The 15,023-nt window shown below is 45.7% G+C and carries 16 protein-coding genes; 14 read left to right on the top strand and 2 right to left on the bottom strand.

Translation table 11 applies throughout. The features are described from left to right. The first annotated feature begins 370 nt into the window (after window positions 1-370). On the top strand, window positions 371-715 hold the full coding sequence (locus MHI55_RS22180) for a hypothetical protein (protein ID WP_036674796.1): 345 nt from the start codon (window positions 371-373) through the stop codon (window positions 713-715). 773 nt (window positions 716-1,488) lie between these two features. Here MHI55_RS22180 and MHI55_RS22175 read toward each other — a convergent pair. Both MHI55_RS22175 and MHI55_RS22170 read right to left on the bottom strand, forming a co-directional pair. Further along, window positions 1,489-2,622 carry a bifunctional cystathionine gamma-lyase/homocysteine desulfhydrase gene (locus tag MHI55_RS22175; protein ID WP_340386905.1) on the bottom strand — a complete coding sequence of 378 codons (1,134 nt, stop codon included), beginning with the start codon at window positions 2,620-2,622 and terminating at the stop codon, window positions 1,489-1,491. A 1-nt stretch (window position 2,623) separates the two neighbouring features. Then, complete coding sequence (locus MHI55_RS22170) at window positions 2,624-3,547, bottom strand: cysteine synthase family protein (protein WP_340386903.1); 924 nt, start codon at window positions 3,545-3,547, stop codon at window positions 2,624-2,626. A 247-nt stretch (window positions 3,548-3,794) separates the two neighbouring features. Between MHI55_RS22170 and MHI55_RS22165 the strand changes: the two genes are divergently transcribed. The 13 genes from MHI55_RS22165 (at window position 3,795) to MHI55_RS22105 (ending at window position 15,016) form a co-directional block, all read left to right on the top strand. Continuing rightward, window positions 3,795-4,154 (top strand): histidine triad nucleotide-binding protein, encoded by a 360-nt coding sequence (locus MHI55_RS22165; protein ID WP_076288086.1) that lies wholly within the window; start codon window positions 3,795-3,797, stop codon window positions 4,152-4,154. 232 nt (window positions 4,155-4,386) lie between these two features. Beyond that, window positions 4,387-4,560 carry a 30S ribosomal protein S21 gene (gene rpsU / locus MHI55_RS22160; RefSeq protein ID WP_005547957.1) on the top strand — a complete coding sequence of 58 codons (174 nt, stop codon included), beginning with the start codon at window positions 4,387-4,389 and terminating at the stop codon, window positions 4,558-4,560. Between the two features lie 15 nt (window positions 4,561-4,575). Then, window positions 4,576-5,019: a GatB/YqeY domain-containing protein gene (locus MHI55_RS22155; RefSeq protein ID WP_017687237.1), complete on the top strand. Its 444-nt coding sequence runs from the start codon at window positions 4,576-4,578 to the stop codon at window positions 5,017-5,019. A 282-nt stretch (window positions 5,020-5,301) separates the two neighbouring features. Next, window positions 5,302-6,624 (top strand): NfeD family protein, encoded by a 1,323-nt coding sequence (locus MHI55_RS22150; RefSeq protein WP_051450046.1) that lies wholly within the window; start codon window positions 5,302-5,304, stop codon window positions 6,622-6,624. Between the two features lie 160 nt (window positions 6,625-6,784). Continuing rightward, the gene (gene floA / locus MHI55_RS22145) at window positions 6,785-7,795 is read left to right on the top strand and encodes a flotillin-like protein FloA (RefSeq protein WP_036615045.1); all 1,011 of its coding nucleotides are present in this window, start codon (window positions 6,785-6,787) and stop codon (window positions 7,793-7,795) included. Window positions 7,796-7,808: 13 nt separating this feature from the next. Beyond that, window positions 7,809-8,408 carry a hypothetical protein gene (locus MHI55_RS22140; protein ID WP_047843783.1) on the top strand — a complete coding sequence of 200 codons (600 nt, stop codon included), beginning with the start codon at window positions 7,809-7,811 and terminating at the stop codon, window positions 8,406-8,408. 180 nt (window positions 8,409-8,588) lie between these two features. Then, the gene (yqfC, locus tag MHI55_RS22135; protein ID WP_017687241.1) at window positions 8,589-8,882 is read left to right on the top strand and encodes a sporulation protein YqfC; all 294 of its coding nucleotides are present in this window, start codon (window positions 8,589-8,591) and stop codon (window positions 8,880-8,882) included. Next, window positions 8,879-10,072 (top strand): sporulation protein YqfD, encoded by a 1,194-nt coding sequence (gene yqfD, locus MHI55_RS22130; protein ID WP_036674802.1) that lies wholly within the window; start codon window positions 8,879-8,881, stop codon window positions 10,070-10,072. Before yqfC ends, yqfD begins: the two co-directional genes overlap by 4 nt. Before the next feature lie 6 nt (window positions 10,073-10,078). Beyond that, complete coding sequence (locus MHI55_RS22125) at window positions 10,079-11,050, top strand: PhoH family protein (RefSeq protein WP_017687243.1); 972 nt, start codon at window positions 10,079-10,081, stop codon at window positions 11,048-11,050. 16 nt (window positions 11,051-11,066) lie between these two features. Further along, a complete protein-coding gene (locus MHI55_RS22120; protein ID WP_036615038.1) occupies window positions 11,067-13,316 on the top strand; it encodes an HDIG domain-containing metalloprotein in 2,250 nt (749 codons plus the stop codon). 114 nt (window positions 13,317-13,430) lie between these two features. Continuing rightward, on the top strand, window positions 13,431-13,928 hold the full coding sequence (gene ybeY / locus MHI55_RS22115) for an rRNA maturation RNase YbeY (RefSeq protein ID WP_036674804.1): 498 nt from the start codon (window positions 13,431-13,433) through the stop codon (window positions 13,926-13,928). Next, complete coding sequence (locus MHI55_RS22110) at window positions 13,928-14,299, top strand: diacylglycerol kinase family protein (RefSeq protein WP_076250701.1); 372 nt, start codon at window positions 13,928-13,930, stop codon at window positions 14,297-14,299. The genes ybeY and MHI55_RS22110 overlap by 1 nt, the downstream gene beginning before the upstream one ends. A 303-nt stretch (window positions 14,300-14,602) precedes the next feature. Beyond that, complete coding sequence (locus MHI55_RS22105; RefSeq protein ID WP_340386901.1) at window positions 14,603-15,016, top strand: cytidine deaminase; 414 nt, start codon at window positions 14,603-14,605, stop codon at window positions 15,014-15,016. Window positions 15,017-15,023: the final 7 nt, after the last annotated feature.

Genomic DNA, 15,023 nt, shown 5'->3' with positions numbered 1-15,023 from the left:
GAATATTAGAGGTTGTTCAAAAAGTCCGCTTTTGATTACGAATGGTGCCTATTAAACACGCACTATTACGTAATATTATTTTTGTGAAAATATTTCTTTTCTTGCTTTGATAACTTAGCGGAGTGAGTTACATCACAGATACAGGTTCATCCCGCTGTTATACTACAGTTAAGCCGACAAACTTTATTTAAGTACCCCGGTGGACATCTGATCAGGACGTTTCCTGAATAGATGTCCGCGCAGCAGACTTCCAAGGAAGCCGCTCACGGGGTGCTTCTTTTTTTGTGTTTTTTCGTCAGTAGTGTCAATTCGCCCAGTTCTGAATACCATGAAAAGGTGATCAAGAGCAGAATCAGGGAGGCGTTGGCAAGTGGAAAAAGTGGAAGCGAAGAAAATATGTAAGGAACACATGCACCGTTATGTATGTGTACAGATGAATGACGGTATGCACTACGATGGTATTATGGAAAATGTGGATGATGAAATGATCTACCTGGCTGTTCCCGTTGGACCAGAAGCCATGGTGAATCATGCGAACTGGGCTCCAAATGCAATGCCTGGAGCAAACTATCCGATAGGTCATACTCGCGGATTTTATCCAGGTTACGGCTACCCTACGCCTTATCCGTATTATGGTTATGGCCGTAGACGTTTTAACCGACTGGTGCTCCCGTTATTTGCGCTTACAGCGTTAACCCTTTTACCTTATTATTGAAATTAGAAAAAACAGTCATAACTGCAAGTGACACATTCTTATGTACCCTATGGGCATCCTATGAAAATCCTCGAAAATAACTAGCTGAGGATGGATGTTTCATTCATGGTACCGTACAGCATGAATTAGAAAGGTCTTATCACATACAGAGTCTCAGCCTGATGTATCGCAACAGTCTTTGCAATACAACTGGCAACATACCGAATATCTAAAAAAGGTCATGCCTGTGCAGAAGCGAACTTCTGTAAGGTATGACCTTTTTTTGAACCTAATTAGTGTAAGGTCGATGATGAACGGATGGCGCATAACGTATATTCAAACTTGCTGAAAGCAGAACCTGACCTGAACGTGTCCGCAGCAGAGGCGTACCGCATCCTCTGAATATGCGAGAACGTCCTATGTGCAAGTTTACGATCAAGACACCGAAAAGCTTTAATTCTCTATCCCGATAAAAAGCTTCGCTTCGGGTGGAATCCATGCTGTTCTCTTGCCCGCGGTTGGAGGAGCAAAGCATGATGTGAATGCTGACGAATCTGAGGCATCTTAATCAAGCCTTTGAAGCGCCCGCAGAATTTTAAGGAATCTGAGACACGTTAAAACCGAATAAACAGCCGCTTTAAGCATTTTTTTGAGTTATTTCGAGAAATAACGTGCCTGATGTTCCTTATAATTTCAAATTAGCGCCTGAACGCCAAATGAGACGTCCTGTGTTCCTTAGAAAATGGTCAACTACCCATTCGCAAGTATCAGCCAGCACGGACTTCAAAATGCCCTTAACTTAATGCAGATTTCAAATCCTCAAGTAAATCCTCAACATCCTCGATACCAACCGAGATACGAATCAAACCATCCGTGATCCCCAATTCTTGCCGACGTTCATAAGGAATGGAGGCATGCGTCATTCGGGCAGGTACAGAGATTAAACTTTCCACCGCGCCCAGACTTTCAGCCAATGTGAAATAACGGACTTTGGTTAACACGTCATCTACTTTTTCAGCACTGCCTACATCAAAGGAAACCATACCGCCATAACCTCTCGCTTGCGTGGAAGCAAGCTTATGCTGTGGATGGTCGGGCAACCCGGGATAATAAACTTTGCATACTGCTGGATGTTGATTCAAAAATGTCACAAGCTGCTCTGTATTGCGTTCTTGCGCTTCCATCCGTAATCCCAATGTTTTAAGACCTCGCATTAATAGCCAGGAATCCATAGGGCCCAGGACTGCGCCAATTGCATTTTGAATAAAATGCAGATCTTCACCAAGTTGCTCGCTGTTGACAACCGCAAGTCCTGCCACGACATCGCTATGACCGCCGATGTATTTCGTTGCAGAATGCAATACAATATCCGCTCCCAGAGCCAGCGGGGTCTGCCAATAAGGCGTACTAAACGTGTTGTCCACAATGAATAACAATTCATGTTGTTTTGACCATTTCGCTACAGCAGTAATATCGGTGACCTTGAGTAACGGATTGGTAGGTGTTTCTACATAAATGGCCTTTGTATTGGATTGCAAAGCCTGCTCCAGTGCTTGTAGTGAGGTGGTATCTACAAAGGTAGACTCGATCCCCAGACGATTCAGCACCTTGGTGAAAATGCGGTAAGTCCCGCCGTATACGTCATCCGTCAGAATGACGTGATCTCCAGTTTTCAACAGAGATAGTACAGCGTGAATTGCAGCCATGCCCGAACTAAAAGCAAAACCTCGAACGCCATCCTCCAGTTCTTTAATGACTTCTTCCAACGCATGACGGGTAGGGTTGCCTGTTCGTGAATACTCGTATCCTTTGTGTACGCCAACCGATTCTTGCTCATACGTGCTTACTTGATAGATCGGTACACTCACTGCTCCAGTGTGTGTATCACCAACAATACCTGCATGAATCAGCTTGGTTTTTGGTCTCATTTCATTGTCCTCCATTATAGATATTTTGGCTTAAATACCGTTCGCTGCTATCCGGGAAAATAACAACGATGTTACTTCCGGGAGCTGCGTGAACAGCTTCGTTTAATGCGGCTTGCATAGCTGCACCTGAGGAACTTCCTACCAGTAAGCCTTCCAACAAGGCCAGATCCTTTACCCGCTCAAAGGCATCTTCATCTGAGATCGTATGAATGGCATCAAAGTAACTCACATCCATAAAAGAAGATAACGTTTCGACCCCTATTCCTTCTGTACGATGTGGTCCCGATGGACCTCCTGTGAGTATCGAACCTTCGGGTTCTACGATACATGTTTTAATTAACGGTTTTTGCTCCTTCAAATAGCGAGATACTCCCATGAAAGTTCCGCCAGACCCGGCTCCGGCGACATATACATCCACCTGCCAGTTCAGATCACGCCAAATCTCAGGACCCAGATGTTCATAATGTGCGAGTGGGTTATCTGCATTGGAGAACTGACCTGGAATATACGAACCCGGTATTTCTTTCGCCAGCGATTCCGCCTTGCGTATGGCACCAGTGATTCCTTCGGATGTGGGTGTGTTGACGACCGTAGCACCAAGGGCTTTCATCAACTGCTGCTTCTCAACACTGAACTTCTGAGGTACCGTGAAAATGACCTTTAAATTCAGGCCTACAGCCGCCATTGCAAGACCAATTCCTGTGTTGCCTGCAGTAGCTTCGATCACCGTTCCACCTGGTTTAACATCTCCTCGTGCCAAGGCCTTCTCCAATAAAAACTTGCCGATCCGGTCTTTCACACTTCCTCCGGGATTCATGAATTCCAGTTTGGCGAACAGGCGGATTCCTTCCGGTAATGGATAACGAGTTAATTCAAGCAGAGGTGTATTACCTATAAGTTCCTGCACATGTTGATAAACGGTCAAATTAACCAATCTCCTTTTGTCTGTCATTAACCATACATATTTGTTTAATTGGGAAAAGTGCGTGATAAAACCATATTTCGATAAAAGAGCTTGGTATACATCCAATGTTGTATAGTGTTCGGCTTGATGATAGATGGAGAGTTGACCTAGAATACCTGGTTGTGTGTCTAAAGATTGGACGTGGGTTTTTACTTTTAGTATGATAGAGGGGAATACATACACTGGAATACAAAGGAGGGTATGAACTATGGATTGCTTATTTTGCAAAATTGTAGAGGGCAGCATTCCCTCCAATAAAGTACTGGAGAATGACCATGTTATCGTTTTTCATGACATCCAGCCCGCTGCACCGACACATGTTCTTGTCATTCCGAAGAAACATATTTCTTCCATGAATGAAGTTACTGCAGAAGATCTGCCGTTGATCGGCGAGATTCATCTGGCTGCTCAAGAAGCTGCGAAGCGTCTTGGCGTGGAGGAAACAGGATATCGATTAATCAACAATTGTGGTAAGGATGGAGAACAAACCGTTCATCATCTGCATTACCATTTGTTGGGTGGTACCAGACTTGGCGTGTTGACAAGTCTGTCCGATTCTCACAAATAAACGAGCTAATGGGTACTACTATTGAGGATTTAGTCATATGCATTAAATCCACGAATGTGTGACCAAATGCTTATATAATGAATTCATTTCATAATACCTTTGAGTTATAAAATGGATTCAAATAAGTGATCATTACATTGAGGTTGACACCTTTATTATCTTTCGCCTATAATGTAAGATGATGAACCGTGTTATTGCTCTTGGACGGTCTGGTCGGAGGGAGGGAAAACTGGTGTCTGAAACTAAAGTTCGCAAAAACGAGACTATTGATGCTGCACTTCGTCGTTTTAAACGCTCCATCGCTAAAGATGGCGTATTGGCTGAGGTGAAGAAACGTAAGCATTATGAGAAGCCAAGCGTAAAGCGCAAGAAAAAGTCCGAGGCTGCTCGTAAGAGAAAGTTTTAGGAGGATTTTAATTACATGAATCTTAGCGAACGATTGAACGAAGATATGAAGCAAGCGATGAAGAGTAAGGACAAGTTCAGACTCTCCAACATTCGGTTGATTCGTTCGACGATCAAGAATCTTGAAATAGATTTGAAAAGAGATTTGGATGACAACGAAGTGCTTGATATCCTGAGTCGTGAAATCAAACAGCGCAAAGATGCCCTCCAAGAATTTGACAAAGCGGGCCGTGAAGATCTCGCGGCAAATGCAAAAGCGGAAATTGAAGTACTCATCCAGTACCTTCCCACACAGCTTACCGAAGAAGAAATTAAAGTTATTGTACAGCAGACCATCCAGGAAACCGGTGCTTCTTCGAAAGCCGAGATGGGGAAAGTCATGGCGGCCCTTATGCCGAAAGTTAAAGGCAAAGCGGACGGCAAACTGGTAAATCAAGCAGTTCAACAATTTCTGCAATAAAGCAAATCAATAAACACCTTCTGACTTGTCAGGAGGTGTTTTTTCCATTTATCAGAAGGCATCATGTCCTTGGGATGACGAAATTTCTTTTTAATGGTTAATATATATTATTATGGATTTTTATTCTTGCAATTGATCGAGTTTTCAAATATAATTTTAAGATTTTGAAACGAAATGTTGCATTGCACGTAATAAATACCATAAGCTGGACAGTATAACATTAATGGAAAAGGGGGGACTATTGTGAAGGGAAAGCGCCGGAAGAAGCTTACGGGGCCATTGATGCTCTTAATGCTGCTGACGCTGTTGCTTCCTGTCTGGATTGGATCACCGTCAGCGCATGCAGCTGAGAAGAGTGGTGCCGTATATATTATTCCGGTTGATAAACCAATCGAGCAGGGACTTGGCAAGTTCATGGAACGCGGGTTCAAGCAAGCAGAAGAGATGAATGCTGGCCTGATCGTTCTTGATATCAATACGCCGGGAGGCCGTGTCGACACTGCAGAAGCATTGGGTACCCTAATTAAGGACAGTCCGATTGAGACTGTTGCATTTGTTCGTGGAGATGCTGCTTCAGCCGGGAGTTTTCTGGCTCTGAATGCAGATAAGATCGTAATGTCACCAGGCAGTATGATTGGTGCGGCAGCAATGGTCGACAGTACGGGTAAACATGTTGATGATCCAAAGCTTGTTGCATTCTGGAAAAGCAAAATGCAGGGAGCGGCTGAAATCAGTGGTCGTGATGGCAAGATTGCAGCTGGAATGACGGATGTTAACATCGTTGTTGAAATGCCAGAGATCAATAAAACCAAGCAAAAAGGTGAAATTATTGCTCTCTCTGCTGAAGAAGCGCTGAAAGTTGGTTATGCCGACCACATCAGCAACACACCGGAAGAAGCGGCAGCTTGGCTCGGTTACAGTCAGGATGACGTATTTAAGGTAGAACGAACAACAGCGGAGAATATCTCCTCTTTTCTTACCAATCCGGTTGTGATGACTGTGTTATTGTTCCTCGGAATCGCGGGTGTGATCATTGAATTGATTGTTCCTGGTTTTGGAGTTCCTGGTATTGTAGGTATCGTGTGTTTCGTGTTGTATTTCTCGGGTAATTACATTGCGGGATTTGCCGGAGCAGAGACATGGGTGCTATTTACCGTCGGACTCATCATGATGATTCTGGAGATGTTTATTCCGAGCTTTGGTATTCTGGGGATTTTGGGATCAATTGCGCTTGTGGCTGGTGTTGTGAGGGCTGCTTATGATACGAGTGATGCATTTGTATCTCTGGGTATCGCTTTTGGAGCAGCACTGGTAGTCATTGCGATCATCTCAATTATCTTTAAGGATCGAGGGATATGGAATCGCTTCATACTGAGTGATAGCATGTCTGCGGATCGGGGTTATTCATCAGCCACAGAACGTAAAGAGCTTGTTGGTCTGCAAGGAATCAGTCTGACACCGCTTCGTCCTTCTGGAACAGCGATGTTTGAAGGGGAACGAATTGACGTTGTGACCGACGGAGATTTTATTCCCATCGATACTCCGATTATTGTGATTAAAGCGGAAGGTACCCGGATTGTGGTTCAGCAAGCTTTGCCGGTGTAACTCGCTCTGTTGTCGAAGCGCATTAACGCTTCGGCAATGTACATAACCACGTGCTGAAGCTGCCAGCAAGGTGGTGCATTCTTTCATTTAGCAGCGGACTCATGAGTGTCTTCTCAAATATTTTTATCAAATTCAAATTGCAAATGGAGGAAATTAAACAATGGACACATCTATGATTACGATTTTGCTCATTGCGGTAGTAGGTATTATCGTATTGAGCGTATTCTTCAGCTTTTTCCCGGTTATGCTCTGGGTTTCAGCGATTGCATCCGGCGTACGCGTAAGTATTATTACACTGGTAGCGATGAGACTGAGACGTGTAACGCCTAGCCGTATCGTTAATCCAATGATTAAAGCAACTAAAGCTGGTCTTAAACTTTCAATGAACCAACTGGAAAGTCACTTCTTGGCCGGTGGTAACGTTGACCGTGTTGTAAACGCTCTGATTGCTGCACAACGTGCCAACATTCCACTCGAATTTGAACGTGCTGCTGCGATTGACCTCGCAGGTCGTGACGTATTACAAGCCGTACAGATGAGTGTTAACCCACGTGTTATCGAAACACCGATTGTCTCTGCGGTTGCCAAAGATGGTATTGAAGTTAAAGTTAGAGCACGGGTTACGGTTCGTGCCAATATTGACCGTCTCGTCGGTGGTGCTGGTGAAGAAACGATCATCGCCCGTGTTGGTGAAGGTATCGTAAGTACAAACGGTTCCTCCAATTCTCACAAAGACGTCCTGGAAAATCCGGATCTGATCTCCCGTACCGTATTGTCCAAAGGTCTGGATGCAGGTACTGCATTTGAAATCCTGTCCATTGATATTGCGGACGTTGATGTAGGTAAAAACATTGGTGCCTTCTTGCAAACAGAGCAAGCAGAAGCTGACAAACGTATCGCTCAGGCAAAAGCCGAAGAGCGTCGCGCAATGGCCGTAGCCCAAGAGCAAGAGATGAAAGCACGCGTAGTGGAAATGAGAGCACGCGTTGTTGAATCCGAGTCCCAAGTACCTTTGGCAATGGCTGAGGCACTTCGTAACGGTAAAATCGGTGTGATGGATTATATGAACCTGAAGAACATTGAAGCGGATACTCAAATGCGTAACACATTGGGAAAACCTGGTGAAGGTTCGAATTCCAACGATCAGGGTGATTCCAAAAACGGAAGATAGGCGGTGAGTGCATATGGGCCTATTTGAATGGATTTTTGATAATCTGTATATTGTGGCCGTCATCGGTTTTGCACTCTTCTCCTTCTTGGGGAAAGCTGCCAAATCGGCTGATCCGAACAAAAAGCGTCCTGCCAACGGGATGCCTACATTTGGAGGCAGTGGTGATTCAGGCCGGGATGAACGTTCAAGAGACAATTCATCTCCGCAGCAGTCTTCCGGACCTACAGACCCCCGCTATGATGAACAGTATGACGATCGGTATGATGACGTGCAATATGAGAATCAGTATGATGAGCCGTATTCGGAGCCTGCTGCATCTTCTCGCCCCGCAACTGACTACAGAAGTGAGGGCACGATGAGTGCGATGGCAAATTCACTTGAGGAACAGATGAGAGGCATGGAAGAACAGCAACGTTTGATCGAAGAACGCTTGAATCGCATCTCTTCTGCGAATCGGCCAGTTGTGTCTGATTCAAGTTGGGATGAGACCAGCACCGATGAATCGGGAGCGTCTCCACTTCGTCCTGCTGATATTCGTACAGGTGTCCTGTGGGCAGAAGTACTGGGTTCCCCTCGTTCCAAGCAACCGTTTGGTACAAGAGGAAAACTGTAAACAAGTCAATTTATTGGACGGAAATAAAGCCGTCTCTGGTGAGCATAAAGCCGCCGGAGACGGCTTTTTCTGTGTTCTATCCTTTTTTCTCAACATTCGTCCCTAACACGCCCCGGAATTTTCATAAATTCTTGAATCTGCGCATAAGTTGAACTGTAGAGGAAGGGGGAAGACCTTCGAATGACCCGGATCAGCCGCAAGCTGCGCAGATGGACCAGTGAAGTGTTGGATCTGCCGCAGGATGTGCTTTATGATATGCCACGGTTAACCCTGATCGGCAGTAAGCAACTGTATATAGAGAATCATCGCGGTGTCATCCATTTCACGCCGGATCGTATCGTGTTGGCTCTTTCCCAAGGCCAGTTAGAGATCAAAGGAACTGCCTTGGTGATACGTAACATTTTGCCGGATGAAGTAGCTGTTGAAGGAACGATTCTGGATATTCATATGAATGGAGTGGAGGGGAACGGATGAAGCAGCCCAGTCTGTACAAACTGCGGGGAGCAGTCCGAATCACGGTCACTGGGGGAGACATTGAAACATTGATCAACACGGTGGCAGAGCAGGGACTGGAAGTGTGGAACCTGCGTGCTCACGATGGACGCGTGGCAGAGATGAACATTCTGCTGCCGCATTTTTTCAGGTTGCGTCCTGTGTTGAAACGGACAGGCTGCAGGGTGAAAGTAACCCATCGCAGCGGTTTCCCTTTTTTTGCGGCCCGATTATTGCGGAGGAAGTTCTTTCTTGGGGGTATGCTGTTTTTTGTGGCAGCTTTGTTTGCGTTGTCGTCCATGGTATGGAGTGTGGAGGTCAAGGGTAACGTCACCATTCCCACCGACGAGGTGCTTGCAGCAGCGAAAAAAGAGGGCATATATCCTTTGCAATGGGGGTTCCGTTTGCAAAGCCAAGACAAGCTCTCCAGGCAGCTTGCACTCGCTCTGCCGGATGTAACCTGGATTGGCGTGAGCAAAGAAGGGACAACCATTACCATTCAGGTCGTAGAATCGGCGCAACCAAAGCGCGAACCATTGCTGAATCCCAGGCATCTGATCAGTAAGTCAGATGCTGTGGTCACTCAAATCTATGCGGAGCAGGGACGCCCTGTTGTTCAGAAGGACATGCGTGTCAAAAAGGGTCAGGTATTGATCTCGGGGATTCTCGGGGATGAGGAGAACACCAAAACCATCGTTGCCAAAGGCGAAGTTCGTGGTCTGGTATGGCGTGAGTATCAGGTAGAGGTTCCGCTGGTGCAAAAACATAATACAATGACAGGTGAGAGCAAAGAACGTTTTTACATGGTGCTGGGGAATTGGGCGATTCAACTGTGGGGGTACGGAAGTACACCGTTCAGTTCATTTGATACCGAGAGTAATCATAAACCATTAACGTGGCGATCCTTTACACTTCCCATGGGTTGGCTGACAGAGAAAGATCTGGAGACCCGAGAGCATGAGCAACAACAGACGATAGAATGGGCCAGAACGAAAGGATTGGAAGGAGCAAGGAACGATATTACCGCCAAAAACGGCAAAGGAACAAAAATTATAAGTGAAAAAATTTTGCATGAGAAGAAAGAGAATGGTAAAGTTTATATGAAAGTCTTATTTGAAGTAGAAGAAAGCATTGCGGAAGAACTTCCGCTAGTCCATAGTCAAGGAGAATGAGGATATTTGTCAGAGCAAACACGCAGCATACAAATCTCCCTCCAGAGTGCGGGAGAGGGCCAATCTCTTTTTGGACCCCAAGATACTTTTCTTAAACTGATTGAATCCGAGATTCCCGCCCAGATTGCATCCCGTGAAGCGGAGATTGTGATTTTTGGCAACGCACAGCAGGTGGAATCGCTTGAACAATTATTTGATGTGTTACTGCAATTGATACGCAATGGATATGTGTTAACCGAGAGAGATGTGAAGTATGCGATTGAACTTGCCAAGGATATGCGGGCAGACCAGCTATTGGATCTGTTCAAGGGCGAGATTACAACGACATACCGAGGTAAACCAATCCGTGTTAAAACCATTGGACAGAAGCACTATGTAACTACAATTAAAAAACGTGATATTGTATTTGGCATTGGTCCTGCTGGTACGGGTAAAACCTACCTTGCTGTTGTACTGGCTGTTGCCGCAATTAAAGAAGGCAGCGTCAAACGCATTGTACTCACACGGCCTGCTGTTGAAGCGGGAGAGAGTCTTGGATTTTTGCCAGGTGATCTTCAGGAGAAGGTAGACCCTTATCTGAGACCACTGTACGATGCCCTGTATGACGTTATGGGACAGGAACAGACCGCGAAGGCACTGGAGCGAGGGTTAATCGAAATCGCGCCACTCGCCTACATGCGGGGGCGTACGCTGGATGACTCCTTCATCATTCTGGATGAAGCACAGAACACAACGCCGGAACAGATGAAGATGTTTCTAACCCGTCTTGGTTTTGGCTCCAAAATGGTCATCACCGGAGACGTGACACAGATTGATTTACCGCGTGGTAAGAAATCCGGGCTTGTGGAAGCGAATACGATCTTGAACGAAGTTAACGAGATTGGATTTGTCTATTTTGCCGAGCAAGATGTTGTACGGCATTCCCTTGTCCAGAAAATTATCGTGGCTTACAACCACGCCGCAGAAAATCAAGCATAGAAAGGGATTGTCTAAAGTGACCTCGAAGGAACCGTCAAAAGGCAAATCTTTTCAGAATAAGGCTACAGGATGGAAGTATAGCGTGTGGGCACGCTATCTTCTGTTTTTGTTTCTGGTGATTCTTTTCTACGTCAGTCTGGCTTCCAAACTGCTCCCTGAGCGCTATGATATTCAGGAAGGGACACGGAGTGAAGTGGACATTGCTGCGCCCATGCAGATTCCGAATAACAAGGCCACACTCAAAGCACAGGAAGAAGCTGCTGAACGGGTACAGCCGATATTTCAGATTGTCCAGTTGCGAAACGAAAATTTGATGACTACCCTGCTTGATCGTGTAGATCGATTAAATCAGGATGATCAGATCTCAAGTCAGGACAAGATTGATATATATCGGGATGAAATTCCGCAGCGCCAGAAGGATTTTGTGACCAACTATATCAATAATAATCGGAAAGCCGGTACATACTCCGAGACTCTTTTGGAAGAAATCAGAAATGTGGTACAGGAGCAAAGCTACCGTATTCCCGAAGAAACTTACATCAAAATCTCACGTCTGACATCGGATGATATCCAGGAGATGAAGCCGGTTGCGAGGGATATTGTTGCCCGGTTAATGACGGATCAGATCAGCGATGCAACCACTGCTCGTGCCAAAGTAGCCGAGATGGTGAGTGTCAGCTCTCTTGGTAAGCGTACGCAACGTGAGGTCGTGCAAGAGCTTGCTCGCCTTGTGGTGACCGCGAACCGCTTCTACGATGAAGAGGGAACTAAGGAAGCCAAAGTACAGGCGCGTGAGAACACGCAAACCGTCTTTATCAAGCAAGGGGACACATTAGTTGCCAAGGGTGAGATGATCACCCCGGAGATGTATACTTTGCTGGGTGAGAATGATTTGCTGAAAAATGAAGTGAACTACTGGCCGCAGCTTGGACTTCTTATGTTTTCCTGCCTGTTGTCAGCAGCCATTCTGATGTATATTCAGCAAGGCAGCGGAACACATTTTAAGTATAATAATGCCCAGCTGTTGATGCTTGTTCTCATTTTTATTATTACGATTGTGGTTATGCATGTGACGGCGATTATCCAGACCAATGAGAGGTCTTATGTTGGCTTCCTTGCACCTGTTGCGGTAGGAGCGATGTTAATTGCCTTGTTACTGGATACCTCGCTTGCCTTTGTATGTTCGATTTTGATCGGTATGTTGTCCAGCATTATTTTGAATACACATCAGGGTCAACTTTTTGACTTCGAACTAGGTTTCTTTGCTGTATTGGTTTCATTTGTTGCGATCTTCGCAACTCATAAGGCTAGCCAGCGATCAACGATCCTGAAAGGGGCCATTATGGTCTGTCTGTTCGGGTCCATAGCCGTCTTCACCTTGGCTTTGATTGACTCGGGCGATTGGAACCGAACCACGACACTGTATGGTGTTGGGTTTGCATTTGCTGGTGGCGTACTGACTGCCATTCTGGTTATTGGGCTGATGCCATTTTTTGAAACTTCATTTGGCATTTTGTCAGCGCTCAAACTGGTAGAACTATCTAATCCGAACCATCCGCTTCTTCGCAAGTTGCTGACGGAGACACCGGGTACCTATCATCACAGCGTTATGGTAGGAAATCTGTCCGAAGCAGCAGCAGAAGCCATAGGAGCTAACGGATTGCTCTGCAGAGTCGGTTCGTATTATCATGATATTGGCAAGACGAAGCGCCCCATCTATTTTATTGAAAATCAGAACAATATGGAGAATCCACATGATTCAATTGATCCGAAACTGAGCAAATCCATTATCGTTGCCCATGCGCGCGATGGGGTGGAAATGCAGAAGGATTATAAGTTGCCCAGACCTATTCGGGATATTGCTGAACAGCATCACGGCACGACATTTCTCCACTATTTCTATCACAAAGCACTGCGCCAGGCGGAAGAAGCAGGCGTTGAGCCTGATTTCACGGAAGAAGATTTCCGTTACCCTGGGCCGAAGGCTCAGTCCAAGGAATCGGCTATTGTTGGCATTGCCGATAGTGTGGAGGCTGCTGTGAGATCTTTGCGCAAACCGACAGTGGAGCAAGTGGAGTCCATGATTGAGAAGATTATTAAAGGACGATTGGACGATCATCAATTCAATGATTGTGACCTTACGATGCGTGAACTGGATATCGTCGCCAGAACATTGAAGGAAACGGTGATGGGTATCTTCCACTCCAGGATAGAATATCCGGAGGAGATCAAGAAACCAAAGCCAACTTCACCCGAAGCAGGCTAATTTAATAATAGTTTGTGTTCAAAAAGGCCGGTTTTCAGTACCGAGAAGATGGGATGAAGCTAGAAATGCTTTTTTGAACAACCTCTAATATGAGCAGACAGGAGTTATGAAAGAATGAGTCTTAATCTGGCATGGAATAATGAACAACAGGATAAAGAAATTACAGAACCGATGATTGCAATGTTGGAACAGTTGCTGAATCTCGCAGGAGAAGCGGAAGGTGTTGCAGACGGGGAAGTGGCTCTGACTTTTGTGAACGATGAGCAGATTCATGAGTTGAACCGTGATTATCGCGGTATTGACCGTCCTACGGATGTATTGTCTTTTGCAATGAACGAGACGGTGGATGAAGAGCTCGATATTATCTATGAGCTGGACGAAGATGAAGAAATGGAAGAAATGCCGGATGTTCTTGGAGACATCATCATTTCCGTACCACGGACCATCCTGCAAAGTGAAGAGTATGGACACTCATTTGAACGTGAACTTGGTTTTCTGTTTGTCCATGGTTTCTTGCACCTGCTTGGATACGACCATCAGGATGAAGCAAGTGAGGCTGAAATGATGGGCAAACAAGAAGCGGTATTGGCCCAGGCCGGGTTGACACGATAATGAGAAGACGCTCCTGGGGTCTGGTATTCCGCAATGCTGCGGAAGGAATCGCATATGGGTTGCGGACTCAGCGTAATGTGAGAGTTCACACGGGAGTGGCTATTTTGATGTGTTTAGCCGGCTTTTTTTTCAGAATCTCAAGAACGGATTGGATGTTTGTGCTGACCGCTGTCTTTTTGGTCCTGGTGACTGAATTGATGAACACGGCTGTAGAGGCAGCGGTTGACTTGGCACACCCCCATATCCACCCGCTGGCAAAAGCGGCAAAGGATACCGCGGCCGGGGCAGTTCTGCTGGCTGCGGTATTCGCCGTCATCATCGGTTGTATCGTTTTCATTAAGCCGGTGATGAGCTGGCTGGGTTTGTACTGATTTTGTGTCAACTTTGATTCGTTTTGTGATTTTAATACTACACAAATTTGTGAAGTTAGACCGTTTTTTAAGTTGAACTTGTTGACATTACACGATAACGAAGAGGACAGAAATAAACCTGTAGAAGCGAAGCGTTCGCCTTTATCCCCGGATTTTCACGTTGAAAAAGTGAATCAAAAAATCTGGGGGTAACAGCGATCGAAGGGTTATTCTGGACTCGGAGTGGCTAGTGTAAAATTGGCTTTGGTTGAACTTAATTCGTAGGTACTAACTTTATATTGCACCCTAAGGGAGAGAATATTAATGGATAACAGTTTGTTAATGCAAGAAGCAATTAAGGCACGTACGAAGGCGTATACGCCTTACTCCCATTTTGGTGTTGGCGCGGCTTTGCTTGACAGTGAAGGTCATGTGCATCATGGTTGTAATATTGAGAATGCTGCGTATACACCAGGTAACTGTGCTGAACGTACAGCGATGTTTAGTGCCATTGCAGGTGGGCAGAAGCCTCGCAGCTTCACAGCGATTGCCATTGTGGGAGACACGGATGGTCCGATTGCTCCATGTGGCGTATGTCGTCAGGTCATGTACGAACTGTGTGAACCTGATATGAAAGTCATCTTGGGGAACTTGAAAGGTGATCTGCAAGTGACCACCGTTGCTGAACTGTTACCTTGGGCTTTTGGGCCTTCTGATCTGAATTCTGCCAAAAAATAAACCAATA

The sequence above is a fragment of the Paenibacillus sp. FSL E2-0151 genome (assembly GCF_037993015.1).
In the GTDB taxonomy this organism is placed as follows: Bacteria; Bacillota; Bacilli; order Paenibacillales; family Paenibacillaceae; genus Paenibacillus; species Paenibacillus amylolyticus.
The sequence above is the reverse complement of the archived record's forward strand: the minus strand, read 5'-3'. Positions and strand labels throughout refer to the sequence as shown.